General features: G+C 71.6%; 21 protein-coding genes. 8 read left to right on the forward strand and 13 right to left on the reverse strand.

All coding sequences use genetic code 11. The features are described from left to right. Window positions 1–95 precede the first annotated feature (95 nt). From Raf01_RS23295 to Raf01_RS23310, 4 genes are read right to left on the reverse strand one after another with little or no spacing between them, the layout of a single operon-like run. Window positions 96–1286, reverse strand: a complete 1191-nt coding sequence (locus tag Raf01_RS23295; protein WP_203920080.1) for a hypothetical protein — start codon at window positions 1284–1286, stop codon at window positions 96–98. Next, window positions 1283–3868 (reverse strand): FtsK/SpoIIIE domain-containing protein, encoded by a 2586-nt coding sequence (locus Raf01_RS23300; RefSeq protein ID WP_203920081.1) that lies wholly within the window; start codon window positions 3866–3868, stop codon window positions 1283–1285. The genes Raf01_RS23295 and Raf01_RS23300 overlap by 4 nt, the downstream gene beginning before the upstream one ends. After that, on the reverse strand, window positions 3853–4986 hold the full coding sequence (locus Raf01_RS23305; protein ID WP_203920082.1) for a hypothetical protein: 1134 nt from the start codon (window positions 4984–4986) through the stop codon (window positions 3853–3855). Before Raf01_RS23305 ends, Raf01_RS23300 begins: the two co-directional genes overlap by 16 nt. A 5-nt stretch (window positions 4987–4991) precedes the next feature. Beyond that, window positions 4992–5252 (reverse strand): hypothetical protein, encoded by a 261-nt coding sequence (locus tag Raf01_RS23310; RefSeq protein ID WP_203920083.1) that lies wholly within the window; start codon window positions 5250–5252, stop codon window positions 4992–4994. A gap of 385 nt (window positions 5253–5637) precedes the next feature. On the opposite strand from Raf01_RS23310, the gene Raf01_RS23315 reads away from it, so the two are divergent. Next, the gene (locus tag Raf01_RS23315; RefSeq protein WP_203920084.1) at window positions 5638–6507 is read left to right on the forward strand and encodes a DMT family transporter; all 870 of its coding nucleotides are present in this window, start codon (window positions 5638–5640) and stop codon (window positions 6505–6507) included. Between the two features lie 16 nt (window positions 6508–6523). Here the strand turns inward: Raf01_RS23315 and Raf01_RS23320 are convergent, their stop codons facing one another. After that, on the reverse strand, window positions 6524–7363 hold the full coding sequence (locus Raf01_RS23320; protein WP_203920085.1) for a hypothetical protein: 840 nt from the start codon (window positions 7361–7363) through the stop codon (window positions 6524–6526). 13 nt (window positions 7364–7376) lie between these two features. Beyond that, the gene (locus Raf01_RS23325) at window positions 7377–8990 is read right to left on the reverse strand and encodes a DUF885 domain-containing protein (RefSeq protein WP_203920086.1); all 1614 of its coding nucleotides are present in this window, start codon (window positions 8988–8990) and stop codon (window positions 7377–7379) included. 177 nt (window positions 8991–9167) lie between these two features. On the opposite strand from Raf01_RS23325, the gene Raf01_RS23330 reads away from it, so the two are divergent. After that, entirely contained in the window at window positions 9168–9968 is an 801-nt protein-coding gene (locus tag Raf01_RS23330) for a siderophore-interacting protein (RefSeq protein ID WP_203920087.1), read from the forward strand. A 245-nt stretch (window positions 9969–10213) separates the two neighbouring features. Beyond that, entirely contained in the window at window positions 10214–11917 is a 1704-nt protein-coding gene (locus tag Raf01_RS23335; RefSeq protein WP_373319553.1) for a cellulase family glycosylhydrolase, read from the forward strand. A 67-nt stretch (window positions 11918–11984) separates the two neighbouring features. Here Raf01_RS23335 and Raf01_RS23340 read toward each other — a convergent pair whose 3' ends face one another. Then, the gene (locus Raf01_RS23340; RefSeq protein ID WP_203920088.1) at window positions 11985–13415 is read right to left on the reverse strand and encodes a hydrolase; all 1431 of its coding nucleotides are present in this window, start codon (window positions 13413–13415) and stop codon (window positions 11985–11987) included. Window positions 13416–13502: 87 nt separating this feature from the next. Here Raf01_RS23340 and Raf01_RS23345 point away from each other — a divergent pair, with 87 nt between their 5' ends. Together Raf01_RS23345 and Raf01_RS23350 are read left to right on the forward strand one after the other, a co-directional pair. Continuing rightward, window positions 13503–14522 carry a class I mannose-6-phosphate isomerase gene (locus Raf01_RS23345; protein WP_203920089.1) on the forward strand — a complete coding sequence of 340 codons (1020 nt, stop codon included), beginning with the start codon at window positions 13503–13505 and terminating at the stop codon, window positions 14520–14522. Between the two features lie 175 nt (window positions 14523–14697). Further along, window positions 14698–15618 carry a polysaccharide deacetylase family protein gene (locus Raf01_RS23350; RefSeq protein ID WP_203920090.1) on the forward strand — a complete coding sequence of 307 codons (921 nt, stop codon included), beginning with the start codon at window positions 14698–14700 and terminating at the stop codon, window positions 15616–15618. 75 nt (window positions 15619–15693) lie between these two features. Here Raf01_RS23350 and Raf01_RS50610 read toward each other — a convergent pair whose 3' ends face one another. After that, a complete protein-coding gene (locus Raf01_RS50610; RefSeq protein ID WP_275413026.1) occupies window positions 15694–15828 on the reverse strand; it encodes a hypothetical protein in 135 nt (44 codons plus the stop codon). 142 nt (window positions 15829–15970) lie between these two features. Beyond that, a complete protein-coding gene (arfB, locus tag Raf01_RS23355; RefSeq protein WP_203920091.1) occupies window positions 15971–16414 on the reverse strand; it encodes an alternative ribosome rescue aminoacyl-tRNA hydrolase ArfB in 444 nt (147 codons plus the stop codon). 133 nt (window positions 16415–16547) lie between these two features. On the opposite strand from arfB, the gene Raf01_RS23360 reads away from it, so the two are divergent. Further along, window positions 16548–17822 (forward strand): acyltransferase, encoded by a 1275-nt coding sequence (locus Raf01_RS23360; protein WP_203920092.1) that lies wholly within the window; start codon window positions 16548–16550, stop codon window positions 17820–17822. A 17-nt stretch (window positions 17823–17839) separates the two neighbouring features. On the opposite strand, the gene Raf01_RS23365 is transcribed toward Raf01_RS23360, so the two are convergent. After that, window positions 17840–18913, reverse strand: a complete 1074-nt coding sequence (locus Raf01_RS23365) for a serine/threonine-protein kinase (RefSeq protein WP_203920093.1) — start codon at window positions 18911–18913, stop codon at window positions 17840–17842. A gap of 353 nt (window positions 18914–19266) precedes the next feature. Between Raf01_RS23365 and Raf01_RS23370 the strand changes: the two genes are divergently transcribed. Continuing rightward, window positions 19267–20355 carry an S-(hydroxymethyl)mycothiol dehydrogenase gene (locus tag Raf01_RS23370; protein WP_203920094.1) on the forward strand — a complete coding sequence of 363 codons (1089 nt, stop codon included), beginning with the start codon at window positions 19267–19269 and terminating at the stop codon, window positions 20353–20355. 30 nt (window positions 20356–20385) lie between these two features. Here Raf01_RS23370 and Raf01_RS23375 read toward each other — a convergent pair whose 3' ends face one another. The 3 genes from Raf01_RS23375 to Raf01_RS23385 all read right to left on the reverse strand — a co-directional run bounded on the left by Raf01_RS23375 (window position 20386) and on the right by Raf01_RS23385 (window position 23527). Then, a complete protein-coding gene (locus Raf01_RS23375; RefSeq protein ID WP_203920095.1) occupies window positions 20386–21141 on the reverse strand; it encodes a DUF427 domain-containing protein in 756 nt (251 codons plus the stop codon). Then, the gene (locus tag Raf01_RS23380) at window positions 21138–22748 is read right to left on the reverse strand and encodes a sensor histidine kinase (RefSeq protein ID WP_203920096.1); all 1611 of its coding nucleotides are present in this window, start codon (window positions 22746–22748) and stop codon (window positions 21138–21140) included. The genes Raf01_RS23375 and Raf01_RS23380 overlap by 4 nt, the downstream gene beginning before the upstream one ends. A 65-nt stretch (window positions 22749–22813) precedes the next feature. Then, window positions 22814–23527 (reverse strand): response regulator transcription factor, encoded by a 714-nt coding sequence (locus Raf01_RS23385; protein ID WP_373319554.1) that lies wholly within the window; start codon window positions 23525–23527, stop codon window positions 22814–22816. A 185-nt stretch (window positions 23528–23712) separates the two neighbouring features. Here Raf01_RS23385 and Raf01_RS23390 point away from each other — a divergent pair, with 185 nt between their 5' ends. Then, a complete protein-coding gene (locus Raf01_RS23390) occupies window positions 23713–24693 on the forward strand; it encodes a serine hydrolase (protein ID WP_203920098.1) in 981 nt (326 codons plus the stop codon). The last annotated feature ends 17 nt before the right edge of the window (window positions 24694–24710 follow it).

The following is a 24710-nucleotide window of genomic DNA, read 5'->3' on the forward strand; positions in this document are numbered from 1 at the left end:
GACCGGTCTGGCTCGGGCCGTCTGAGCCGGCGTCCGGGTAGCCGCGAGCGCCGGGCGGCCGGGTCGCCGCGGACACCTCAGCCGGCGCGGATACGTCAATTCGCCAGTGTGAACGCCGCGTAACCGATGCCGATCAGCAGCAGGATCACACCCAAGATCAGCAGCGGCAGCCCCACCGCGGGCCGCTGTTTCACCGGACGTACCTGATCCAGCGCCTCGCGTACCTGATCCAGGAGGTGAGCCGGGTGTTCGGTGATCGGTTCGCCACTCTCGTCCGGCCCCGGCGGCGGCCCGAGCTTGGCCGGGTCGCGCAGCCGCATCCGGCCGGCCAGGATCTGCCAGAGCCGGGCCGACTCGGCCTCGGTGAACTCGACCGCGGCCTGCGCGACCCCGAGCGCGGTGCTGGCCTCGGCGACCCGTTGCGAGGTGCGGGCCACCTCGGCCTGGGCCCGGGCCTGCTGGCGGACGAACCACTCGTGCACGGCGGTGCGCCGCCGGGCGAGGTCGGCTTCGGCACCGGCCAGCCGGCGGATGAGGTCGGCGTAGGAAGTGCCCGGCTCGGTGGGCACCAGGTCGCTACCGACCGCGTGGGCGCCGGTTGGGGTCGTGACGGCTGGGGTCGTGACGGCTGGGGGTGTGACGGCTGGGCCGGTTTCGATCGGGGCAGCGCGAGTCGCGCCGGATCCGGTCGAAGCGGTCTCGCTCGAAGCGGTCTCGGTCGGGGGAGTCTCGGTCGCGGCAGCCCCGGTGGCGTCAACCCCGGTCCGGGCGGCGTCGCCCGGGGTGGTATCGGCCCGGGCGGTGTCGCCCGGCGCAGCGTCGCCCGGCGCGGTGCCGGCCGGGGTGGTGTCGCCGGGGGCAGCGTCGCCCGGGTCGGCGTCGGCCGGGACGGGGGCGGCCGGGATGGCGTCAACCGAATCAGCGTCGGTCGGGATGGCGTCAGCCGAGTCAGCGTCGGCTGGAGCGGTGCCGGTCGAGTCGGCGCCGGTCGAGTCGGTGTCGGTGGAGTCGTCGGGCGGGGCGGGGGCGTCCGGTGCTGCGCGCGACGGCTCGGCGGGCGCCGGGTCCGTCTCGATCGCCAGCGGCCTGCGACGCGGCGGGGGCGCGGCCGTGCGGCGGGTGTTCGGCGCGTCGCGCCACGGGTTGCCCGCGAACCCGGCGGACTGAACACCCGCGGCGGGCCGGGCGCCCGTGGCGGACTGGGCACCGGACCCAGGCTGGGCACCGGTCGCCGGCTGGGCACCGGTCGCGGGCGCCTCGGCACCCGGCTCGTCGGGCCTGCTCATGAGAGTCCGTAGGGGATGATGGCTTCCGCGTTGCGGTGCACCGTCCGGTCGAAGTACAGCGCCCGCCACGGCCGCGGGTACCAGGACGGGCCACCGGGCTTCGGGTAGAGCGTGGCGAGATCGCCACCGTGCACGTCGAGCGCGACCCAGGCCCCGATCGGATCCAGCCGCGCACCCATCCCGCCGAGATCGTCGCGCAGCCGTCCCACCCCTCGCCACCAGCCGAGCACGTGGGTGTGCCGCTCGGGTCCACTGTGGAGGATACGGCGCAGGTGGTCCTGCGGGCCGGCGGCCCGGCTCCGGGCGGCGTCGACCGCGTACAGGATAAGGAAGTGCGGGGTGCCGCTCGCGTCGTCCACGGTCTCCGCGAAAAGCTCGGAGACGGTGTCGACGTCGTACCACTCGGTGTCCTCGGGCAGCGCGGCATGCAGGTCGCCGGCCGGCCCCATCGCGTCCGGGTCGAGGCAGGCCACGGAGAACCGCGCGGAACCGTCCGGGAACTGCGCGGCCAGCGAGCGCCCGGCGGAGGCGAGTACCGCGCACGCCTCCTCCAGCCGGGTGCCGAGCACAGCCAGGTTCCGGCCGGGGGCCCGGGGCAGCCGGAGCCGGGCCGGCTCCCCGGCGACGTCGATGGTCTCGCCGAGCAGCGCCACCGGTTCCCGGCCACCGGGCGTGGGTACCCGGTTCTGCGGGAACACCGGTACCGCGTCGCCGTCGAACAGCCGCGGCGGCGCGACGTCGGCCGGCCGTCGCTGCCACAGCCGCAGTTGCAGCCCGCTCCACGATTCCCGGTCGCTGGCCATCGGTACCCGCACGATCCGGTTGCCGGGCAGCGCGCCGGAGTCAGCGTTGATGACCGCGTGGAAGCGCGGGATGGATTCGGCGGCGGGGTTGTTCTCGTTCAGGATCCGGCGTGCCTTGGGCAGCGCCATGCGCAGGGCGAACTGGCCGACGAGCGCGGAGCGCCCCCACAGCGCCTCGATACCGGAGACGTCCTGGCTGGCCAGTACCAGATGAATGCCCTGCGAACGCCCACGGCGGGCCAGATCCTCCAGCAGCGTGGCCGCCTCGGCGGCCAGCGCGTCGCGGCCGGACAGCAGCACCTGGAACTCGTCGACCACGGCGACGATGCGCGGCCAGTGCCCGGTCGGGTCCTCGGCGCGCAACTCGGCCAGGGTGGTGACCTCGTGCCGCTTGGCCGCCTCGGCGCGGGCCCGCAGCTGCCGGCTGAGGAAGTGCAGCAGCGCCACGCCGAACTCGCGGTCGGTGTTGACGTTGATGCCCACCAGCCGCACGTGCGGCAACCAGCTCGGGTCCCGCTGGCCGGGCGCGAACCGGGCGAAGGACACGCCCTCCTTGAAGTCGAGCAGGTAGAACTCCAGCTCGGCCGGGGAGTACCGGGCAGCGAGACCACCCATCCACGCGTAGATGAGATTGGTCTTGCCGGTACCCGACGGTCCGCCGATCAGCGCGTGAGGCGGGTAGTCGGCGAGCGACACGTCGACCAGTTCGCCGTCGGACGCCTCTCCGACCGGGGCGGTCAGGCCGATCGCGGAGGAGTGGGTCCACAGTTCGTCGGGCAGCAGGTCGGCGAACGCGATCGGCTCGGGCCCCTCGGCCGCCTGCGCGGCGATCGTCCGGCAGCCCGCGGTGACCAGCTCGGCCGGCGGCCCCTCGACGGTCAGCGGCATGCCGTGAAAGCGGTCGGCGCTCACCGTCGCCAGTGTGGTCACGTCGGACTCGACGATCGGGTCGACGGGCAGCCCGCGCAGGATGAGGTGCACACCGCAGGCCACCCCGGTGCGCAGCAACCGGGCCAGCTGCGCCTGCTCGTGGCGGGTCGGCTCGTCCGCGCCGAGCAGCACAGCCACCCGCCAGTGCTCGGGCCGCCTGCCGGTCGCCTCGGCGTACGCGCGCAGCGACGGGTACTCGCCGGCCAGTACCGTCTCGTTGACCCGCCGGACGTGGTCGACCAGCTCGTCGAGCAGCCGGCCCAGGCCGCCCGGGCCGACGAAGGTCAGCAGGCCGCCCGGGCTGAGCGGGGCGAACCCGGCCAGCCCGCCGCCCAGCTGGTCCGGGTCGTACCCGGTCAGTCGCACCGATCCGGGCGGCGCACAGCCCAAGGTACGCAGCAGCAACGCGGCCAGTACGGCGTCGCACCGGGCCCGGTCGGTACCGGTGATGCGCACGTGCGCCCAGTCGAGGAACGGCACCAGGGCCGGTACGCCGGGCGGCACGGTACCGATGCGGACCGGCCCCGGTACCGAGCCCCGGCGCAGCGGGGTGGGCTGCCACCGCGACCACGGATCGCCGGCGGAGCCCGGCGCACTGGCCAGCGCGGCGCGGATCGCATCCGCCGCGGTGTCGGCGACCGACTCCCGGTGCGCGGTCTCCAGCGCGGTCAGCTGCTGCTCGCGTACGTCGCCGGCGCGTTGGGGCACCTGCGCCGCGGCGGCCTCCATCCGTGCGTGCCGGGCGTGCGCGTCCGCGAGCCGGCGTTGCGCGGCCGCACGGCCGGCAAGCGCGGCGGCCTGTGCCCTGCCGAGGTCGCGCCGGATCGTTTCGATCAGGGAATCAGCCATCGGTCCGGTCCGTCGCTCGCGTGGTGGGGGTGGGTTACGCGGCCGCCAGCGGCGCCGACGGATGCGGCGCCACCGGTCGACGAGTCGCCGCGGTCGGACTGCCGGGGCTTGTCCATCGGCTGCGGCGCGTCGGGCCGCAACGAATCCGGGTCGCGACCGAGGCGGGACAGCAGCACACCGACCAGTACCGCGCTGGTAACCGCCGAGTCGGCCGGGTGCGCGGGCGGCCCGGATTCGCGAGGCGGCGGGACCCGGCAGACCCGGGCGAGCAGCGTGTCCACCACGCCGGAGGGCAGCTTCGGCAGCAGGGTGTGAACCGGTCCGCGGGTGGTGTCGGTCAGCGCGGCCAGGTCGGCCGCCCGCGGCTGGTGGCCGAGCAGGTCGCCGGCCAGCCGGTGCAGCACCGGAGGGCTGATCGCGGCCAGGCCCAGCCCGACCGGTGGGGCCGCGTCGGTCAGTTCCCGGCGCAGCGCGTCACGGTTGCCGGCGCGGGTGTGCCGGGCGACTCGGCGCAGCAGCTCGGGTGGTTCCCCGGCACCGCTTCCGCTCGGGCGGCCGGACCGGTCGCGCCCGGCCGTGTCGCCGGTCGTCCTGCCGCCCGCCGTCCTGCCGCCCGCCGTCGTGCCGCCCGCCGTGGTGTCGCCGGCTCTCTTGCCGCCAGTCGTGCTGCCGTTCGGCCCGCCCGAGCCCGGCTCGCCCTGCTCGTCCACCGGACCGTCGGTCAGTACCGTGACCCGCTGCGCCCACCACCGGCCGAGCCGTCCGGGCGCCGCTACGCCCTCCGGCTCCTCCTGCTCCGGCGTGGTGTCCGGCTGCTCGTCGAGAGCCTTCCGCCAGGCGTCCTCGGGCGGCCTGCGGCCCTCCAGGCCCAGACCGATCGCGGTCAGGTACTCGGCCACCGACTCCTGCGCCACGTGGAGAGCGCGGCCGGCCTGTTCCAGGTGTTCGGTGGCGCCGGCCAGTTCGGGGACCCCGATCGGCCGGCTCGACTCCTGCCGGATCCACATCAGCAGCGCCGAGGCGGCGCGCAGCCGCTCCAGCGCGGCGGCCACTTCGCCGACCGGCATCCGTTCGGAGGTCGCGTAGAGCACGGCGCCCAGTTCTTCGATCAGGGACATGGTCGTTACAGGGTGCCCAGGTAGGTCTGCGCCTGCTCGACCGCTGTGACCGTGGCGGCCAGTGCCTCCTCAAGCTCGGTGGTGGCCTGGTTGAGCGCGGCCTGCGCGGTGGTCACCGCGTCGTGCCCGCTGCCTTCAACGGCTGCCGCCAGGCTCTGCTGGGTCTCCGAGAGCTGTTCACCGGCCGCCCGTACGGCAGACTGCACCTCACCGATCTGCGAGATGACGGCATCGATGGCCGACTTGACCTCGGCGACGCTGGCCACAGGGCGGACCTCCTGCATATCGCGTGGTCTTCCATCTCATCATGGCGGCGGCGAGAGACGAAAGCGACGCAGGTGGTGGTCGGTGTGAGGGGGGCAGTGAGTGGCGGTTAAAGGGCGAATCCGACGGTATCCGACCAAATTAGCGACCACTCGGTCGACACACCGGCACGCCAGAGGCGGGGTTTCTTGAAATTATAAGTATCGATGGACTAATCGAAAGGCGGGTCGGGTAGCGCGTCCCGCGTCCCGCGTCACGGGCACCAGCCGCAAGCCGTTGGGATCAGCGCCAGATGCGTCGAGCCAGACAAGCGCGCCGAGCCGGACAAGTCGGTCGGAACCTCGACCGGACGTTCGCGAGATCAGCGGCGCCAGCTACCGTGACCTGGTGATGTGGGGGCTGCTGGCCGTCTTCGGGTCGGCGGTGTGTTACGGCGTGGCGTCGGTGTTCCAGGCGATCGGGGCGCGGCGTGCGCCGGACTCCGGCCGCACCGTGGGTCCGCGCATCCTCGTCCGCGCGCTGCGCCAGGGTCCGTTCGTGGCCGGCGTCGCGCTCGACGGCGGCGGCTTCGTCTTCCAGCTGATCGCGCTGCGCAGCCTCCCGCTGTTCCTCGTCCAGGCCGGTCAGGCGTCAAACCTCGCGGTCACCGCCGTGGTCGCGGTGCCGATCCTGGCGGCCCGCCTGAACGGCCGGCAGTGGGCGGCGGTCGCCGGGGTCTGCGCGGGCCTGGCCCTGCTCAGCGCCTCGGCCGGGGACGAGAACCCGGTGCCGCCCGGGCCGTGGTTCGGCTTTGGCCTGCTGGTCAGTGTGCTCGCGCTGACCGCGCTGGGCCTGGCGGTCGGGAAGACCGGCTCGCGGGCCCGCCCGGCGATCCTGGGCTCGGTGGCCGGGCTCGGCTTCGGCATCACCGCGCTGGCCGCGCGGGGCCTGACCGACTGGTCGCCCGCGTACCTGGTGCGTGACCCGGCGGCGTGGTCGCTGGCCGTCGGCGGTGTGATCGGGTTCCTGTTCTTCACCGGTGGGCTCAACAGCGGCTCGGTCACCGTGGTCAGCGCCGCGGTCGTGGTCACCGAGACGGTGGTACCGGCGGTGGTCGGCGTACTCGTGCTCGGCGACCACGCGCGGCACGGGTTCGTACCGGTGGCCGTGGTCGGGTTCGTGCTCGCGGTACTCGGCGCGCTGCTGCTGGCCGGGTCCGACGATCCGACGTCGGGCCACCCGTCGCCGGAGAGCCGGCCGGCGCTGGCTGAGCGGTAACCGCGGGCGCCGGTCCTCAGCGGGAGAGCGCGTCGGACAGCGCCCGCAGCGTGGCGTCGACTTCCCGGCGGCTGTACCCCTGCCAGAAGCGCGGCAGTCTGGCCGACTCGATCTCGGCTCTGGCGGCCTGCCGCCATGGCCCGGCACCGGCGTCGAGCGCCTCGTGAGCCCGCCGGACGAGTACCTGCACGTGGTACGGCTCGTAACCGATCCCGAACCGGAGGAGCCTGAACTCGGTGCGCAGTTCGCGGCGGCGCAGGTCGGCGAGGTTGACCACGCGGTCACCACCGAACCGGATCAGTGCCCGCGCCACGTCCTCCGCGGACTCCCGCACGTCCGAGGACTTCAACAACAGCTGGCACGGGCGGCCGTCGACCGGGCTGCGACGGATCGCGCCGGCGGTGAGGACGGCGCCGTCGACCGGTACGAGCAACAGCTCATCCCACAGCGGAGCGCGGTCGCGACGCACCGGGTCGTCGAGCACGACCGCGTGGATCTCGCTCCACGGCAGGCGCAGGTTCGCGCCCCGGAACCGCACCGTGAGCCCGTCCGTGCCGACGACGAACCGGAACGGCCACAGCGCCCGCACGATCCAGGGCCCCCACACCGCCACCGGAAACGCCGCTGTGACGACGGCCGCGTGAGCCCACCGGTCACCGAGAAACCAGACGTCCAGGGCGCCGGTGACCGCCGCGAGCAGGAGCACGCTGGTGACGGTGCTGAGCAGGCGCGGATTCCTGTGCAGCTCCACGAACACCTCGCCGTTCCGGGCGCCGATCAGCGCGGTCGCGGCGATTATCCAGTGCCGGGTGCACGCGCGCCGGTCCGCCGGGACAACCCCGGCGGACCGGCGCAAAGGGATGCGGTACTCAGCCGATGCGGCGCAGCGCCTCGGACAGGCCGGCCAGGCCGACCGGGCCGAGCCCGAGCGCTTGGGTGTGCCAGCGCTTGAGGTCGAAGCCGGGGCGCTGCCGGGCCTCATCCCGGGCGGCCAGCCAGCCACGCTCCCCGAGCTTGTACGAGATCGCCTGACCCGGCCAGCCGAAGTACCGGACCACCTCGGCGTGTACCCGGTGCGACTCTGCCCGGCCGCGCTCGTGCAGGATCTCGCACGCCTTCTCGAACGTCCACTGGGTGCCGTCGGGCAACGGCAGGTTCAGGTGAACGCCGATGTCGATGACGACCCGGGCGGCGCGCAGCGCCGAACCGGTGAGCATGCCCAACCGGGTACCGGGCTCGGAGAACCAGCCCAACTCGTCGGCGAACCGCTCCGCGTACAGCGCCCAGCCCTCGGCGTGCCCGCTGACCATGGAGAACCGCGAGAACCGGGACAGCTCCTGGTCGGGCAGCCGGGTCGCGCCGATCTGCAGGTGATGGCCCGGTACCCCTTCGTGGAACACGATGCTCAGCTCGGACCAGGTCGAGAACCGGTCCCGGCCGCCGAGCGGCCACCAGGTGCGCCCCGGCCGGGTCAGGTCCTCGTTCGGCGGGGTGTAGTAAGCCGCACCCGACAGCGAGTTCGTGGCCAGGGTGACATCGACCGTACGCAGCGCTTCCGGGATGTCGAAGTGGGTGCCGTTCAGCTGGTCGATGGCCCAGTCGTGCCGATCCTGCAGCCATCCCCGGTAGGCGTCGAGCCCGACGACGTACTCGGTCTCGTCGAGGATCGCGATCGCCTCGTCCACGCTGGCGCCCGGACGGATCCGGTTCGCCTCCTGCGCCATCTCGTCCTCGATGCGGCGCAGTTCCTCCCAGCCCCACAGGTACGCGTCGAGCGGGTCGATGTCCTCGCCGAGGGTCATCCGGGACGCGACCGCGTACCGTTCCGCGCCCACGCCATCGTCCTCCGCCGCCCGGGGTGCGTAGTCGTGGCGCAGGTACCGGGCGGCCTCCGTGTACCCCTCGTGTGCGGCGGCCGCGGCCTTAGCCAGTTCGCCGGCCAGCGGACCGTCGCCGTACGAGGTCACCAGGGCGTCGTGCGTTCCCGCGTACCGCTCCGCCTGCTGCGCCCCTTCCAGCGCCTGGCGGCGCGCGGCCGGGATCCCCTGCCGCAGCCCGGCGTCCAGGCTCGCGCGCCAGCTCGCCAGCATGCCGGGGATGGCGGCGAGCCGCGCCGCGACGTTGCGCCACTGCTCGTCGCCGGAGTGCGGCAGCAGGTCGACGCTGTCGCGCAGGTTGCCGAGCAGACCGAAGTGGGCACGCAGCAGGCGCAGCGGCTCTCCGGTCTCGTGCCAGGCGCGCTCGGCTTCCAGCCGCTCCCGCAGATGGTCGGCGGCCCGCCGGTCGGCCTCGGAGGTGACCTCCAGGCCGTCCAGCTTCGTCAGGGTGTCGCGGATCAACGCGGCACGTTCGGCCTGGCCGTCCGGACTGTAGTCCGTGGCGGCGCCGAAACTGGTAGCGATTCCGCGGCTGCCGGCGTTCACCGGGTCGAGTACGGCCGATGCCGCGATGTACTCGTTACAGAGATCGAAGACTGGCGTCACCAGAACACTCTAGCGGCGTGCCCGATCTTGCTGGTCAGCGTGACGGGAGCCGCTCAGCGTGACGGGAGCCGCCGGTCAGCGTGGCGGGAGTAGTGCAGCGACGGCACACGAGTTGACATACGCCACACGGCGGCCGATACGAGGTTTCTGGTTACCTGAGACGGTTACCGTAACCGGGTGACCTCACCCCGGCCAAGAACCGCTCCACGCTTCCGGAACCTCACGGTCGCCGAGGTGACCCGGCTCACCCCGCGGTCCGTGCGGATCACGCTGACCGGCGACGATCTGGCCGGTTTCGCCGCGGACGGACCGGCAAGCCACCTCAAGCTCGTTCTTCCGGTACCCGGCCAGGACCGGCCCACCCTCCCGACCGTCGGACCGGAGGGGCTGGTCTGGCCGGCCGGCCAGCGGCCCCTGATGCGCACCTACACTCCGCGCCGGTTCGATCCGGTCCGCGGCGAGCTGGACATCGACTTCGTCCTGCACGACAACGCCGGGCCGGCTTCGGCCTGGGCGACCCGGGCTCGTCCCGGCGACAACGCCGTGGTCGTCGGCCCGCGCGGGCGCTACCTGCCCGACCCGGCGGCCAACTGGCAGCTCATCGCCGGTGACGAGACCGCCCTGCCGGCGATCGCCACCATCCTGGAGGTGTTGCAGCCCGGCGTCCCGACGGTGGTCATCGTCGAGGTGGCCGACGCCGAGGAGCAGCTGCACCTGGACAGCAAGGCGGACCTGCGGGTCACCTGGGTCTACCGGGGCGACGCGATCGCCGGGTCGGCTCTGGAGCTGGCTGTCGCCGCAGCCGAACTGCCGGCCGGCGACGGGCAGGCGTTCGTCGCCGCTGAGGCGGGCGCGATGCGCCGTATCCGTCGCCACCTGCTGACCGAGCGGGGCATCGACGCGGATCGGCTGTATACCCGGGGCTACTGGAAGTACGGCGAGGTCGACCACCCCGACCACGACACCGGCGAGGACTGAGCCACCGCCTGTCGAAAGTTTCCGCGCAGGTCAGACGGAGTCCGCCGGCCCGCGCCACCGGTTGACCGGCCGCACGGGCCGGTCGACAATGACCGGGGAGCCGGATCATCGCGCCGCGTACGGGCATTCCGCGGCGCACCGCCATTCAGCCGCGACGAGAGCAGGCGCTACCGCGCGCCCAGCCGGCGGCACCGCCGAGGCATTGATCCGGGCATGCCTTCCACACCCCGAGAGGCAACTCCCTCATGGCAATTCGCGATCCCCGGCCGGCCACCCGGTCGGCTCCCCGCAGGTGGGCGGCGCTTGCCGGCGCCGTCGTCCTGGCCGCGACCGCGCTGACCGCGGTCATGCTGAACACCCCGCCCGCGGTCGCCGCGTCCGCCGGCACCGGCACCGGGTACCTGCACACCAGCGGCAACAAGATCGTCGACAGTACCGGCGCCACCGTGCGGCTGACCGGAATCAACTGGTTCGGCATGGAGACCGACAACAAGACGTTCCACGGCCTGTGGGCCAGCGTCACCTGGAAGTCGATGATGGACCACATGGCGTCGCTCGGGTACAACACGATCCGGGTGCCGTTCTCCGACGACGCGCTCAAGTCGGGCGCCCAGGCGACCAGCGTCAACACGTACACGAACCCGGACCTTGTCGGGCTGAGCCCGATGCAGATCCTGGACAAGGTGGTCGACTACGCCGGCCAGAAGGGCATGCGCATCATCCTGGACCGGCACCGCCCGACCAGCGCCCAGCAGACCGCGCTCTGGTACACGTCGGCGGTCCCCGAGTCCACCTGGATCTCTGACTGGCAGATGCTGGCGCAGCACTACGCCGGCAACCCGACGGTCATCGGGGCCGACCTGCACAACGAGCCGCACGCGGACGGCACCTCGCCCAACGGCACCGGTTCCTGCTGGGGATGTGGCGACACGACCCGCGACTGGCGGCTGGCCGCACAGCGGGCCGGCAACGCGATCCTGTCGGTCAATTCGAACTGGCTCATCTTCGTCGAGGGCATCAGCTGCCTGGACGGCGGCAACGCCAACACGTGGGACAACATCCCGGACGACCCGTGCGGATGGTGGGGCGGCAACCTGCACAACGTCGGGCAGTACCCGGTGCAGCTGAACGTGGCCAACCGGGTGGTGTACTCGCCGCACGACTACGCCACGTCGGTCGCCGACCAGACCTGGTTCCACGACTCCACCTACCCGGCCAACCTGCCGGGGATCTGGGACTTCTTCTGGGGCTACATCTACAAGCAGAACATCGCGCCCATCATGGTCGGCGAGTTCGGCACCACGCTGGCGAGCAACGTCGACAAGGTGTGGCTGCAGAATCTGATGCAGTACATGGGTACGGGCGTGAACGGCATGTCGTTCACCTACTGGTCGTGGAATCCGGACTCCGGCGACACCGGCGGCATCGTGCAGGACGACTGGGTCACGGTCAACCAGGCCAAGCAGGACATCCTCCAGCCGTACCTGATCCCGCCGACCGGCGGCGGTACCCCCACCGGCGGCCCGACCACGACCCGGCCGACGACCGCCCCACCGTCGACGACCCCGCCCACCTCGACGTCTCCGACCACCCGGCCGACCACTCCGCCACCGACGACAGCGCCACCGAGCACCGCGCCCCCCAGTAACGGCGGCAGGTGCAGCGTGGCGTTCAGCGTCGCCAGTTCCTGGCCCGGCGGCTTCAACGACAACGTCACCCTCACCAACACCGGTACCTCGGTCTGGCACAACTGGACCGTCACCTGGACGGTGCCGTCCGGCGTCACGCTGGTCAACGCGTGGAGTTCCACCATCACCACGAGCGGCACCACGTGGACCGTGAAGGCACCGAGCTGGTCGCCGGATCTCGCGGCCGGCGCGTCGGTCACCTTCGGCTTCCAGGCGAATGGGTCCTCGACGCCCAACCCCTCGAACATCGCCTGTTCCTAGGCGGTCTATGCACAGAGGACGGCGCCGCGCACCCGGTCCGGGGTGCGCGGCGCCGCTGCCGGACGGGTCAGGACACGTTGAGCGCGGTGTCGTCGACGACGAACGAGGTCTGCTTGGTGTAGTCCTCGGTGCCGGTGAAGGTGACCGCGACGCTGCGACCGATGAAGCTGCTCAGGTTCACGCTGTGCTGCTGGTACCCGGTCGCCTTGTTGACGTTCGAGTAGCTGGCGACGGTGGTACCGCCGACCGAGACCGTGAGCGTGTCGTACGCGGTGGACGTCGAGGTCTCCGCGCTGTCGATGTGCAGCCAGTAGGTCATGGTCGCGGTGGCGCACGAGGTCGGAATGCTCACTGTCTGGGAGAGCGTGTCGGTGTGCGTCGTGCCGTACCCGTCGAGCCATGCGTCCCAACTGCCCGAGTGGGCCGGTTCGGTGCTGGAGTGGGCGAGCACGCTGCTGCCGGCCGTCCACGGGGCCGGGGTACCGGTCTCGAAGCCCGGGTTGCCCAGCAGCTGAGCGGCGGTGCAGCCACCGCCACCACCACCGCCACCGCCTCCGCCACCGGTGCTCGCGCCGGCCAGCCAGGCGGTCGCGTTGAGCGCCAGGGTCGCGTCGGTGCCGGCCGGGTCGTTCCAGCCGTTGTAGAGCGTGTTGCCGGACTGGCCGGTGCCGTCGTCGATCGGTGAGCTGTCGCCCCAGATCGCCACGCGTCCCGAGCCGAACGTCGAGGTGGTGAAGAACGCGCCGGTGGTACCGGTCTGGCTCGAGCCGGTGCGGAAGACCAGACCCTTGACGTTCGGATTGTCGTTCGGGTGCAGGGTTTGGGTGCTGCCGTCCCGGATGATGCTGCCGGTGGCGGTACCGAACGGTCCGTTGATGACGGCATTGCCCGAGTCGCTGATGGCCCGCGGGTTGTCCGTGCTGATGTCGTTGGAGTCCTCGCTGAACCCGAACGGGTCGGTGTTGTCCACCCCGTTGTTGGTGAACAGGTCGTTGGCGACCTGCACCGAGTCGTAGCCGTCGTTGTTGCGATCGCTACCGGTGTGGTCGACGATCAAGAACAGTCCGCCGCCGTGCTGGACGAACTGCATGATGGCCGTCTTCTCCGACGCGCTGAAGCGCACGTTAGGTTCGGGGATGACGAACTCGTCGAAGTTCGACAGGTCGAGCGAGCCGGATCCACCGTAGGTGATGGAGTTTCCCGGGGGGAGTGTCTTGAGGCTGTACTGTCCGGTCCGCTGCAGGGCGACACCCCACGCCGACAGTGCTCCGGTCCAGGAGGTCTCGGAGGTGGGGTTGGCGTTCTGTGCCAACGGATCGGGCATGCTGGTACTGATGATCCAGTCAGCGTTGCCGGCCGTCTCCGCCTTGGTGTTGTCGAAGAGGACCCGGTGGACGGTGGCTGCGGCGGACGCGTGCGGTGCGGGTAGCAGACCGGCGACCGCGAGCATAGCGGCGGCGCCCACGATGGTGGCGCGGCGGCGCAGTGGCGAAAACATAGGCCGGAGCCTATTTCACGGCTCGGAAATAATCGATAACTATGAGTCGAATGCCGGCTGGCGTGAGACCGAACGGGAGAGTCATTGATGCAACCCATGCCACTGGCGGCCAACACGCCGGACACGTTCTACCGCGGCGCGGGCCGGATCGGCCGGTTCCGCGGCTGGGCGGAGCCCGGCGGCGACGCGCACCCGGAGGACTGGATCGCCTCCACGACCGCGCGCTTCGGCGCTGATCGGTCTGGCATGAGCGCCCTGCCGGACGGCCGGCTGCTGGCCGACGCGATCGCCGAGGCGCCCGAGCAGTGGTTGGGTGCGACACACGTGGCCCGGTATGGTGCCGATCCCGCCGTCCTGGTGAAGCTGCTCGACGCCGGGCAGCGGTTGCCGGTGCACGTCCACCCCGACCGGCGGTTCGCCGGTACCCACCTGGCGTCCCCGTACGGCAAGACGGAGGCGTGGGTGATCCTGGAGGCGGCCCCGGAAGCGGTCGTGTACCTCGGCTTCCGCCGTGATGTCGACGCGGCGGAGCTGGCTGGCTGGGTGGACGCCCGGGACACCGGGGCGATGCTGGACGCGGTCAACCGGGTACCCGTGCGCGCGGGCGACGCGGTGCTCGTTCCGGCTGGCCTGCCGCACGCGATCGGCGAGGGCGTGCTGCTGATGGAAGTCCAGGAGCCCACCGATTTCTCCGTACTGCTGGAGCAGGAGGGATTCCCGGTGGATCCGGCCAGCGCACTGCTGGGCCTGTCGAGCGACCTGGCGCTGGCCTGCGTGGACCGCACCGGCTGGGGCGCTGACCGGGTGGCGGCGCTGCGCGGCGACGGGCAGTCGCGGAGCCTGCGTCCGGGAGCGCGGCGCGTGTTCCCCGAGGCGGCCGACGAGTTCTTCGCCGCGGAACTCCTGCGCCCGGATCCGGTCAGCGTGCTCGACCCCGGGTTCTCGGTGGTGGTGGTCACCGCCGGGCACGGAGTCCTGGAACCGGAGTCCGGACCCGCGCAGGCGCTGCCGGTGACGGCGGGCGACACGCTCGTCGTCCCGTACGCGGCGGGCGCTCTCACCCTGCGGGGGGACGTGGCCGCGATCCGGGCTCGTCCGGCCGGATAGCCCGCGTCCTTCGCTTGCCTGGCGGTCTTCGCAGGCTCGGCGCTCTTCCTTTGCCGGGCGCTCTTCCCTGGCTCGGTGCTCGTCACCGGCCCGATGGAGACCGGTTTGGGTGAATTGGTGGCGATATCAACGCTTAGAAGGCGCTTTGCCATGCTCTGTGGCTAACGTTTTTCTCGTGAGCACACGGTGGACAACCCGGCGCCGGTACACGGCCGCCGTGGTCGCGATGGTGATGATGGGCGCGGTACTGATCGTCCTGGGCGTCGTCGGGATCGGCAGGAAGCATGACCGTGACACCGCGTCGCGCTCGACGCCCGATACCCAGTCCCGGGTGATCCACCCGGGGGCGGGCGAGCCGGTACCGGTGGTGCCGTCCGAGTCCACCAGCCCATCGCCGTCGGCCACGCCCTCGGTCCCGGCCGGCCCGCCGCTCCCGCCCGACCCTACCGGCCCGAACGGCGCGCTGACCGACACCGGCAACGGCAACGTCGCGCTCACCTTCGACGACGGCCCGAACCCGGACTGGACGATGCAGGTCCTCGCGCTGCTGCGCCAGTACCACATCCACGCGACGTTCTGCCTGATCGGCGAGCAGGTGCAGGAGTTCCCGGACCTGGTACGGGCCATCGTCGCCGACGGACACACCATCTGCAACCACTCGTGGGACCACGACGAGCAGATGGCGGACAAGTCGGAGTCGTACATCCGCAGCGAGCTGCAGCGCACGACCGACGCCATCGAGGCGGCGGCGCCCGGCACGCCGGTCCGTTATTACCGCCAGCCCGGCGGCAACTGGTCGGACCAGATCGTCGAGATCGCCAAAGAGATGGGCATGACCTCGCTGGACTGGAGCGTCGACCCGCAGGACTGGACGGTACCGCCGGCGTCCACCATCGAGAGCACCGTGCAGAGCCAGACCACGAACGGGTCGATCGTGCTCATGCACGACGGCGGGGGTGACCGCAGCCACACCATCACCGCGCTCGGGGTCCTGCTGCCCGACCTGGAGCAGCGCTTCCACCTGCAGCCGATGCCGACCGTCGCGCCCGCCCCGACCCCGGCCGCGTCCCAGTCGAGCAGCGCCGCACCCTACTGATCCGGGCGGTCGGCACCGGTCCGTGCGGCCGGTGCTGATCCGTGCTTTCCGGCCAGCGGCTTTCGGCCAGCGAGCTCAGCGCTTGCCCTTGCCGCCCTTGCCGAACATCGCCCGGATCGCTGCGACCAGCAACAACAACCCGAGGACCACGCCGGTGAACTTCACGCCGGGCAGGTTCTGTGCGCTGTCGGCGACAACCAGGGCGACCATGTACCGACTCTGACAGATGCCGTCCCCGGCGGGTAGCCACCACCCCCGGCGGGACACGGCGCGGTTGAACAGCGCCCCGGTTGGACCGTGCTCCCGCTCGGCGCGTCTGGCTCCGCGCCGCGACCCAGACCAGTCAGTTTAGTTACTCGCCGGTCTCCCGCCGGAGGTGCTTGGTCTGGCTCCGGCGCTTCTTCGACGCGATCCGCCTTTCGACCGACGCCCGGGACGGCCGGGTGGCCCGCCGGGGCTTGGCCGGGGCCGCCACCGCGTCGGCCAGCAGCGCCACCAACCGGGCCTCCGCGGCCCGCCGGTTCTGCAGCTGTGACCGGTGCTCCGAGGCGGTCACCACGATGGCGCCGTCCACCAGCCGCGACTGCAGCCGCTGCAGCGCGCGCGTCTTGAGGTAGTCGGGTATGGAATCGGTACCGGCAAGATCGAAGCGCAGCTCGACCCGGGAGTCGGCGGTGTTCACCGACTGGCCTCCGGGCCCGCCCGAGCGGCTGAATCGCCAGGTCAGCTCGGTGCGGGGAATGGCGAGGGAGCCCGTCACCGGAAGAAGATCAGCCACCTCGTCAGCATGCCCCATCGGCTCGCGGGTCCGCGTCGCGACCAGGCATCTTGCCCCGGAACGCGACCGGAGCAGGCTACCCGCTCTTTCTCACACAACTCTTAACCGGTACCGGCTTGCGGTCCGGGCGGTTTGCGGCAAGCTAATCCTGATGCGAGCGCTCAGTCGACCGGCCGATGCCGTCGTTCCTGGTCAGAACCGGGACGCGGAGCCGGCCAAGGCCAGTCGACCACGGCCGGCCCGGCTGCCGCAGATCGACGTGATGCGCCTGCTCATCTGTGCCTCCGTGGTGGCCACCCACGTGGTGTCCAACGCCAACCCGCTGGAGAGCGGGCCGGCCAACGCGGTGGTCAACGTCCTGCACTACACCCGGCAGGCGTTCTTCTTCATCAGTGCGCTCGTGCTGGTGCACGTGCACTGGGCCGACGTCCGGGCCGACGGGCGGGTGATCAGCTCGCCCGGCTCGCTGCGCAGGCGGGTCAGCGTGCTCGGCGTGCCGTACCTGGTGTGGAGCACGTTCTACGCGGTACTCGGGCTGATCACCGCGTACTCCTGGGGCGCGTTCAAGCAGTTGCCGTGGACCTGGTTCGTCGGGCTGCTGCAGGGCACCGACGGCTACCACATGTACTTCCTGCTGGTCAGCGTCGAATTCGCGCTGGTGTTCCCGTTCTTCCTGAAGTTGCTGCACGCCACCCGGCGCCACCACGTCGCGCTGCTGGTCGTGTCCGGTTCGATCGAGCTGGCCACCATGGCGCTGTTCCACTACGTGTACCAGCCGGACGGCTGGTGGCGGGCGTTCGTCGGCGAGTCCAGCCTGACCGCCTACCAGTTCTGGGTGATCCTCGGCGGCGTCGCCGCGGTGCACCTGGACGCCTTCCACGCGTGGGCGATGCGGCACAAGCTCCTGATCGGCTTCGCGATGGCCGGCGTGTGCCTCGCGGCGACCGGAATCTTTCTCGCCGAGGTGCAGGCCGGGGAGCTGCCCGAGTTCGCCGGACGCTCGCTCCAGCCGATCACGGTACCGCTCAGCCTCGCCGCGATCGGAGCCTTCTACCTGTTCTCGGTGTGGTTGGCCCGGCAGCGCTGGGCGGGGCGCCTGATCGTGTCCGGCACCTACCTGTCCTTCGGCATCTACCTGAGTCACCCGGCGATCCTCACCGGCCTGCTCTACCTGCAGAAACACCTGCCGCCGGCGGTGGCCCGGCACGCCGTGAGCGTCACGTTCACGATCTGTGTCCTGGACTTCGTGCTGGCGGTCGGGGCGGCGGCGGTGTTCAGCCGTACCCGGTGGAGCAAGGCGCTGATCGGGCGGTCGCGCCGCGCCCGGGCACGGCAGCGGGACGAGGTGCCGGCCGCCGCTTCCGCGGCTCCCGCCGTGTCGCCGGCTGTCTCGCCGGTCGCGTTGCAGGCCGAGTCGGTGGACTGAGCCGGGCCCTACCGCGCTTATCGCGGCGTGGCCGGCAGTGGCGTCGCGGTCAGGAACCGTGCCGGCAGGAAACGGGCCCGCAGCGAGCGCGCCGGGGACCGGACCGGCCGCTGGCCGTCTCGCGGGGTGCCCGGCTGACCGTCCGGCTGCATGGTTGGCGGGGTGCCCGGCTGGGCGCTCGGCTGCGATCGCGACCGTAGCGGAGCCGGTCGCCGCCAGCGGCCGAACGGCTCTGGAGTGCCCGGTGACCCGGCCGGTACCAGTACCGCGTCCGGCGCGAGCAGGGCCCACAGCGCGACCGCGACGCTCGCACTGTCCGGCCGCTCCTCCGGCCGCTTGGCCATGCAGTCCCGGCAGATCTCGGCGAGCGCCCGGGGCAACTGCGGCACCAGCAGCACCGGGGTCGGGGCGACGTGGCGCAGCCGGGCGGCGGCCAGGTCGCCGTCCGGTCCCCGGCTCGGGTACGGCGAGCGTCCGGTGAGCATCTGGTAGAGCACGACGCCGAGCGCGTACACGTCGTCGGCGGGGGAGGTCGCGACGCTGGCCGTGCGGGTGGGCAGCGGCTCGGCGGCGCGGGCCATGGCGGAGATCGGCTCGACCGTGGTCGCCTCACCGAAATCGATGATCTTCACGCCGGTACGGGTCATCATGATGTTCGCTGGGGTCAGGTCGCGGTGCACCACGCCACGGCGGTGCGCGATCGCCAGCACGTCGGCGATGGTGGCGGCCACGCGCACCGCTTCCCGCCAGTGCATCGCGCCACCGGCGAGCTTGCCGGCCAGCACCGCGCCGGTCAACAGCTCCATGGCGACATACGGCACGCACCCGCCGTCGGGCAGCGGCGCGTCACCGAAGCCGTACACCTTCGGGACGCTGGGATGGCGCAGCCGCTGGGTGATCACGGCTTCCTGGTGCACCCGCATCCGGGCGCGAGGATCGCCGGCGAACGCCGGTGCGAGCAGCTTGACGGCGCTCTGCTTACCTCGATGTGTATCGATGGCCTGGTAGACCACGGAGACACCGCCGTAGCCGATCGGGCCAAGCAGTACGTACCGGCCGACGATGGCGGTACCCATCCGCAACCAGGACACCGCGCCACTATTCCGCACCGCGATATCGCGTGACAAGACTCGGCGACTGGTCTGGGTCGTCCCGCGGCGCCAGGCGTGCCGAGCCAGCCGGTCGGCGACTGGTCTGGGTCGTCGCGCGGCGCCAGGCGCCCCGCGCCAGACGTGCCGAGCCAGACCGGTCGGAAGGCGCCGCGCGAATCGGGGCGCGGAACAATCCGGGCCGAACCGTCCACAGTGGATGCCAGCCGGCCGGAGGCGTGACGATACCGCGCCGGCATTGTGGCGCGCCGGCCGGCTCTGATAGGACGGGAGTACGTTTCGCAGCACCGGACGTTCGCGGTCCCGCACGTTCGCAATCCCGGAGGGAGCCCGGCATGCCATCAGAGGTTCGTGCGGTGGTCGCCGCGGCCAAAGACGCCCCGGTCACGGTCGAGACCATCGTCGTACCCGATCCCGGACCCGGTGAGGCGCTGGTGAAGGTGCAGGCGTGCGGGGTCTGCCACACCGACCTGCACTACCGCGAGGGCGGGATCGGCGACGACTACCCGTACCTGCTGGGCCACGAGGCGGCCGGCGTCGTGGAGGCGGTCGGCGACGGCGTCACCGACGTGGCGCCCGGCGACTTCGTGGTGCTCAACTGGCGCGCGGTCTGCGGCCAGTGTCGCGCGTGCCGGCGCGGCCGGCCGTGGTACTGCTTCGCCACCCACAACGCGACGCAGAAGATGACGCTGACCGACGGCACGCCGCTGTCGCCCGCGCTGGGCATCGGCGCGTTCGCGTCCAAGACGCTGGTGGCGGCCGGCCAGTGCACGGTGGTTGACGCGGAGGCGCCGGCCACGGTCGCCGGCCTGCTCGGCTGCGGTGTCATGGCGGGTCTGGGCGCGGCCATCAACACCGGTGGCGTGGGGCGCGGGGACAGCGTGGCGGTGTTCGGCTGCGGCGGGGTCGGCGACGCGGCGATCGCCGGCGCGACCCTGGCCGGCGCCACCACCGTCATCGCCGTCGATGTGGACGACCGGAAGCTGACCTGGGCACGCGACTTCGGCGCGACCCACGTCATCAACTCCCGGGAGACCGAGCCGATCAAGGCGATCCGAGCGCTGACCGGTGGCAACGGCGTCGACGTGGCGATCGACGCGGTCGGCCTGCCGGAGGTGTTCCGCAGCGCGTTCTACGCCCGCGACCTGGCGGGCACGGTCGTGCTCGTCGGCGTGCCGCGCCCGGAGATGAAGCTCGAACTGCCGCTGCTCGACGTGTTCGGCCGGGGTGGCGCGCTCAAGTCGTCGTGGTACGGCGACTGCCTGCCCACCCGCGACTTCCCGACGCTGATCGCGCTGTTCCGCCAGGGGCGGTTGCCGCTGGACAAGTTCGTCAGCGAGACGATCGGGCTCGACGACGTGGAGGAGTCCTTCGCCCGGATGGGCCGGGGCGAGGTGCTGCGCAGCGTCGTGGTTCTCGACTGACCGTCCACATGAGAGGGTGAACGGGGCCGGTCAGCTGAACAGCGTCTTGGGGCGCTCCTGCCGGACCCCGTCGAGGTCGATGTCCACCTTCTCGTTGTAGAAGCAGGCCAACCCGGCGATCTTCTGACTCTCCGGAAGCGGGGTCCGGTAGATCCAGACCAGGTCCTCGTACCGGCGCCCCTCGATCTCGATCGTCCAGTACGCGGCGGTTCCCTTGTACGGGCAGTGGCTCTGTGTGTCGGACGGGCGCAGCAGGTCGGTGCGGATGTCGCTGATCGGCAGGTAGTAGCGGGGCGGCAGCCCGGTCTCGAACAGGATCCGGGGGCTGTGTGAGTCGGCGAGCGTCACGCCGTCCACCGATACCGTCACGTGCCGGCCGCTGGCCAGGATGTCCACCCTGGTGTAGGGGTCGCGGGGGTGCGTGTAGACCGGCTCGTCCTCTTCCAGCCACTCGTGCATGGCGGCCCAGTCCAGCCGTACCGCGTTCCGCAGCTCTTCGATCGGCGAGTCGCGGTACCAGCGGGCCGCCCCGGCCGCCGTGCCGCGCTTGGTCACCACGTTCAGCACGTCGGCCTCGCCCCGGCTCGGCGAATGCTCGCTGGTGCCGGTGTCGCGCAGCTCGGCGAGGATGTCGCCGGAGGGGATGTAGTACGTGGGGTAGTAGGGAACCTCCCAGACCAGCAGCGGATGGCGGGTATCCGCGACGAGTTCCCCGTTCAGGTATGCCCGGACCCGCTTCTGGCTGGTCTCGACCCGTACCCGTCCCCGCGCCTTCGCCTCTGTCATGCCCTCAGTGTGCCCGACGCCGCGGCCAACTCGGGACGGCTCTCCGCGTCGTCACACGGCGGGTCGGTGAACAGCGGAAGCAGCGCCCGGAACGCCGCCCCGGCACCGGGCGCGGTACGCAGCTCGACGCGGCCGCCGTGCGCGGTGACGATCGCGGCCACGATGGCCAGTCCCAATCCGGCTCCGCCCAGTCCGGCTCCGCCGGCAGCGCCCAGTCCGGCTCCGCCGGCCGTGCCGGGTGAGTCGGCCTCACTCGGGTTGCGCGACCGGCTCGGATCCGCCCGGTACAGCCGCTCGAACACGTGAGCCGCCTCGGCGCGGGTCATCCCCGGCCCGGTGTCCACGACCTCCAGCACCGCCAGTGGCGTACCCGGTGGCGGCTCGTCGCCCACCGCCGAGGTCGGCTCGCCGTCCGGCTCGGCCGGTCCGGGACCGCGCGACGCCCCGGACCGCAACGCCCCGGCCCGCGATGGCCCGGACCAGACGCTCACGGTTATTGACGCCTCGCCGGGGGTGTGTTGAAGCGCGTTCGCGATCAGGTTGGTGGCGACCTGACGCAGCCGGGGTTCGTCTCCGTGCACCATGGGGGGCTCCGGGGCGGGATCCAGCCGGACGAACCGGTCCGGTACCCGGGCGTGCGCGTCCCGTACCGCGTCCATCGCGATCGCCAGCAGGTCGACCGGCGCACGGTCCAGCGGCCGCTCCTGGTCGAGCCGGGCCAGCAGCATGAGGTCGGCGACCAGCAACGCCATCCGGGCGGCCTCACTCTCGATGCGGCTCATCGCCTCGTCCAGGGCCGGGCCGGGTGGCGCGCCTCCGCGCCGGTACAGCTCGGCGAAGCCCTGGATGGACGTCAGCGGGGTGCGCAGTTCGTGGGAGGCGTCCGCGAGGAACTGGCGCAGCCGCTGCTCGGACGCGGTCCGGGCGGCCAGCGCGGACTCGATCTGGCCGAGCATCCCGTTCAGCGCGATGCCCAGCCGGCCGACCTCGGTGTGCGGGTCGCTGCCCTCGACGCGCCGGGACACCTCGCCCCGGGCGATCGCCTCGGCGGTGTCCTCCATGTGGGTCAGCGGAGCCAGACCGAGCCGGACGACCGAGGCGGCGGCCAGCCCGAGCAGCAGGAGCATGAGCAGGGTGACCGCCGAATCGATCGCGGACAGCCGGTCGGCGGTCGCGTCGACCTGGCGCAGGGACACCGCGACCGCGATCACCTCACCGTTCGGCCGGTGTGCCGTCTCCACCCGCCACGAGTCACCGCCGGCGGCGGCCGGGACCGTGTACGGGCTGCCGTCGGCGTGGCTGCTCAGCGCGTCGAAGGTGCCCAGGTCCGGCGCGGAGCTGCCGGCGTTGTCGGTGCTGCTGCGAACCAGGGAGCCGTTCGGCGCGAAGACGTAGATGCGCAGCTCGGGGAAGAGGTTCTGCATGAAGCGCGGGCGCGCGGCGGGCAGGTCGGGCTCCGCCGAGGGCGGGGTGTGCCGGTACGCCTGCACGGTGGTCCGCAGTTGCTGGTCGGTGCGGCCGAGCAGGTACGAGTGCAGCAACAGCAGACCGGCGAGGTTCGCCAGGATGAGTGCGACACCTGCGAGCGCCGCGATGGCCGCCACCATCCGGGACCGCAGACTCCAGCGCCGCCACCGTCGAGGTCGCCAGCGCCGCAGCCCGCGGCGGAGAGTCACTCCTCGGCGCCGCGGGGCAGTCGTAGCGCGTACCCGACGCCGCGCACGGTATGGATCAGCGGCGGGGCGGCCTTGTCGATCTTGCGGCGCAGGTAGTACACGTAGGACTCAACGATGCGGCCCTCGCCGCCGAAGTCGTAACTCCACACCCGGTCCAGGATCTGCGCCTTGCTGACCACCCGGCCGGCGTTGGTCAGCAGGTAGCGCAGCAGCTTGAACTCGGTGGGGGACAGGTCGATGAGTTTGCCGCCGCGGCGTACCTCGTGGGCGTCCTCGTCCATTTCCAGGTCGGCGTAGCGCAGCACGCCGTCGTCCGGCGTCGGGGTCGGTTCGGCGTGCGTGCGGCGCAGGATCGCCCGGATCCGCAGCACCACCTCTTCGAGGCTGAACGGCTTGGTCACGTAGTCGTCGCCGCCGACGGTCAGCCCGGAGATCCGGTCCTCCACGGAGTCACGCGCGGTGAGGAACAGCACCGGTACCGGCCTGCCGGCCGCGCGCAGCCGCTGGGCGACCTGAAACCCGTCCAGATCGGGCAACATGACATCGAGTACCACGAGATCGGGCTGGAACTCGGCGGCCGCCAGGAGAGCTTCGTTTCCGCCGCCGGCGGCGCGCACGTCAAAGTCGATCAGCCGGAGCGTGGCGGACAGTAAGGCCGAAATATTGGGCTCGTCATCAACGACGAGCACTCTGGTCTGGCGGCTCGTCACGTCCGTCACCCGTTCCACCCCCACGGTCTACCACATGCCGGTCTAGCTGCAGTTACGGTCTACCGGGCGAAACTTGAAACTCCCTGTGAGGGCCCTGGGAGTTGGCGGCGAGCGTTGATCGCAGTTCACCCAACAGTGACCTTGCCTTGATCTAATCCCCACATTTCAGGGCCAGGCTGGATTTTATGTCGCGTCTCGTCGGACGTCCCGCCACCCTTGTGGCGGTCGTCACCGCCCTGGTCCTGGCTGGGGCGATGCTGATCGTCTATGGGCTGCACCGTGGGACGGGTGGCCAGCAGACCGCCGCCGACGGGAGTCCGTTCTTCAGCGACAGCCCGAGCCCGAGCCCCTCGCCGTCCAGGCCCGATCCGGCGATTTCGGTCCGTGCCCAGGTGGCCTCGTACCTCGCGTCCTCCGGCACCCACGCCGCCCTGGCGCTGCTCGACCAGGACACCGGCGAGAAGGTCTATTACCAAGAGAACCAGCAGTTCAACACGGCCAGCATCATCAAGGTCGACATCCTGGCGACCGTGCTCTACCAGCACCAGAAGTCCGGGAAGAAGCTGACTTCCACGGAGTCCTCGAACGCCACCAAGATGATCACCCAGAGTGACAACAACGCGGCCACCGCGCTCTGGAACGACATCGGCAAGGGCCCGGGCCTCGCCCAGGCGAACAAGGACTTCGGGCTGACCGAGACCGTCCCCGGCGACGCCGGTTACTGGGGGCTGACCAAGACGACCGCGGCCGACCAGCTGCGGCTGCTGCAGGTGATCAGCAACCCGACCGGCTCCGCCCCGGCAGACCCGCCGGCCGGCGCGCCGCCGTCGACCGCAGCCGGCCACGGCACCCCGGGCCCGCTCGACGTGGCCAGCTGCGACTACCTGTTCAGCCTGATGAACCGGGTGGAGCACGACCAGCGCTGGGGCGTACCGGACGCGGCCGGCAGCCATGCGACCAACGTGTACGTGAAGAACGGTTGGCTGTCCTACAGCCAGGACAACTACAAGTGGATCATCAACAGCATCGGCCGGATCATCGAACCCGGCCATGACTGGCTGGTGGTGGTCCTGTCCAATTACCACCCGAGCATGGACAACGGCATCGACCAGATCGAGCACGCGGCCGACCTCGCGGTCAACGGCCTGCGCACCGCGACCCCCTGAGTTCGGCGACCCCCTGG

It is taken from the genome of Rugosimonospora africana, assembly GCF_016862975.1.
GTDB lineage: Bacteria > Actinomycetota > Actinomycetes > Mycobacteriales > Micromonosporaceae > Rugosimonospora > Rugosimonospora africana.

Excerpts from the sequence above, each read along its gene's own strand:
- Raf01_RS23300 (WP_203920081.1), bottom strand. The coding sequence starts at position 3,868 with ATGGCTGATTCCCTGATCGAAACGATCCGGCGCGACCTCGGCAGGGCA.
- Raf01_RS50610 (WP_275413026.1), bottom strand. The coding sequence starts at position 15,828 with ATGGTCGCCCTGGTTGTCGCCGACAGCGCACAGAACCTGCCCGGCGTG.
- Raf01_RS23295 (WP_203920080.1), bottom strand. The coding sequence starts at position 1,286 with ATGAGCAGGCCCGACGAGCCGGGTGCCGAGGCGCCCGCGACCGGTGCC.
- Raf01_RS23370 (WP_203920094.1), top strand. The coding sequence starts at position 19,267 with ATGCCATCAGAGGTTCGTGCGGTGGTCGCCGCGGCCAAAGACGCCCCG.
- Raf01_RS23360 (WP_203920092.1), top strand. The coding sequence starts at position 16,548 with ATGCGAGCGCTCAGTCGACCGGCCGATGCCGTCGTTCCTGGTCAGAAC.
- Raf01_RS23380 (WP_203920096.1), bottom strand. The coding sequence starts at position 22,748 with ATGGTGGCGGCCATCGCGGCGCTCGCAGGTGTCGCACTCATCCTGGCG.
- Raf01_RS23340 (WP_203920088.1), bottom strand. The coding sequence starts at position 13,415 with ATGTTTTCGCCACTGCGCCGCCGCGCCACCATCGTGGGCGCCGCCGCT.
- Raf01_RS23345 (WP_203920089.1), top strand. The coding sequence starts at position 13,503 with ATGCAACCCATGCCACTGGCGGCCAACACGCCGGACACGTTCTACCGC.
- Raf01_RS23375 (WP_203920095.1), bottom strand. The coding sequence starts at position 21,141 with ATGACAGAGGCGAAGGCGCGGGGACGGGTACGGGTCGAGACCAGCCAG.
- Raf01_RS23390 (WP_203920098.1), top strand. The coding sequence starts at position 23,713 with ATGTCGCGTCTCGTCGGACGTCCCGCCACCCTTGTGGCGGTCGTCACC.
- Raf01_RS23335 (WP_373319553.1), top strand. The coding sequence starts at position 10,214 with ATGGCAATTCGCGATCCCCGGCCGGCCACCCGGTCGGCTCCCCGCAGG.
- arfB (WP_203920091.1), bottom strand. The coding sequence starts at position 16,414 with ATGGGGCATGCTGACGAGGTGGCTGATCTTCTTCCGGTGACGGGCTCC.
- Raf01_RS23305 (WP_203920082.1), bottom strand. The coding sequence starts at position 4,986 with ATGTCCCTGATCGAAGAACTGGGCGCCGTGCTCTACGCGACCTCCGAA.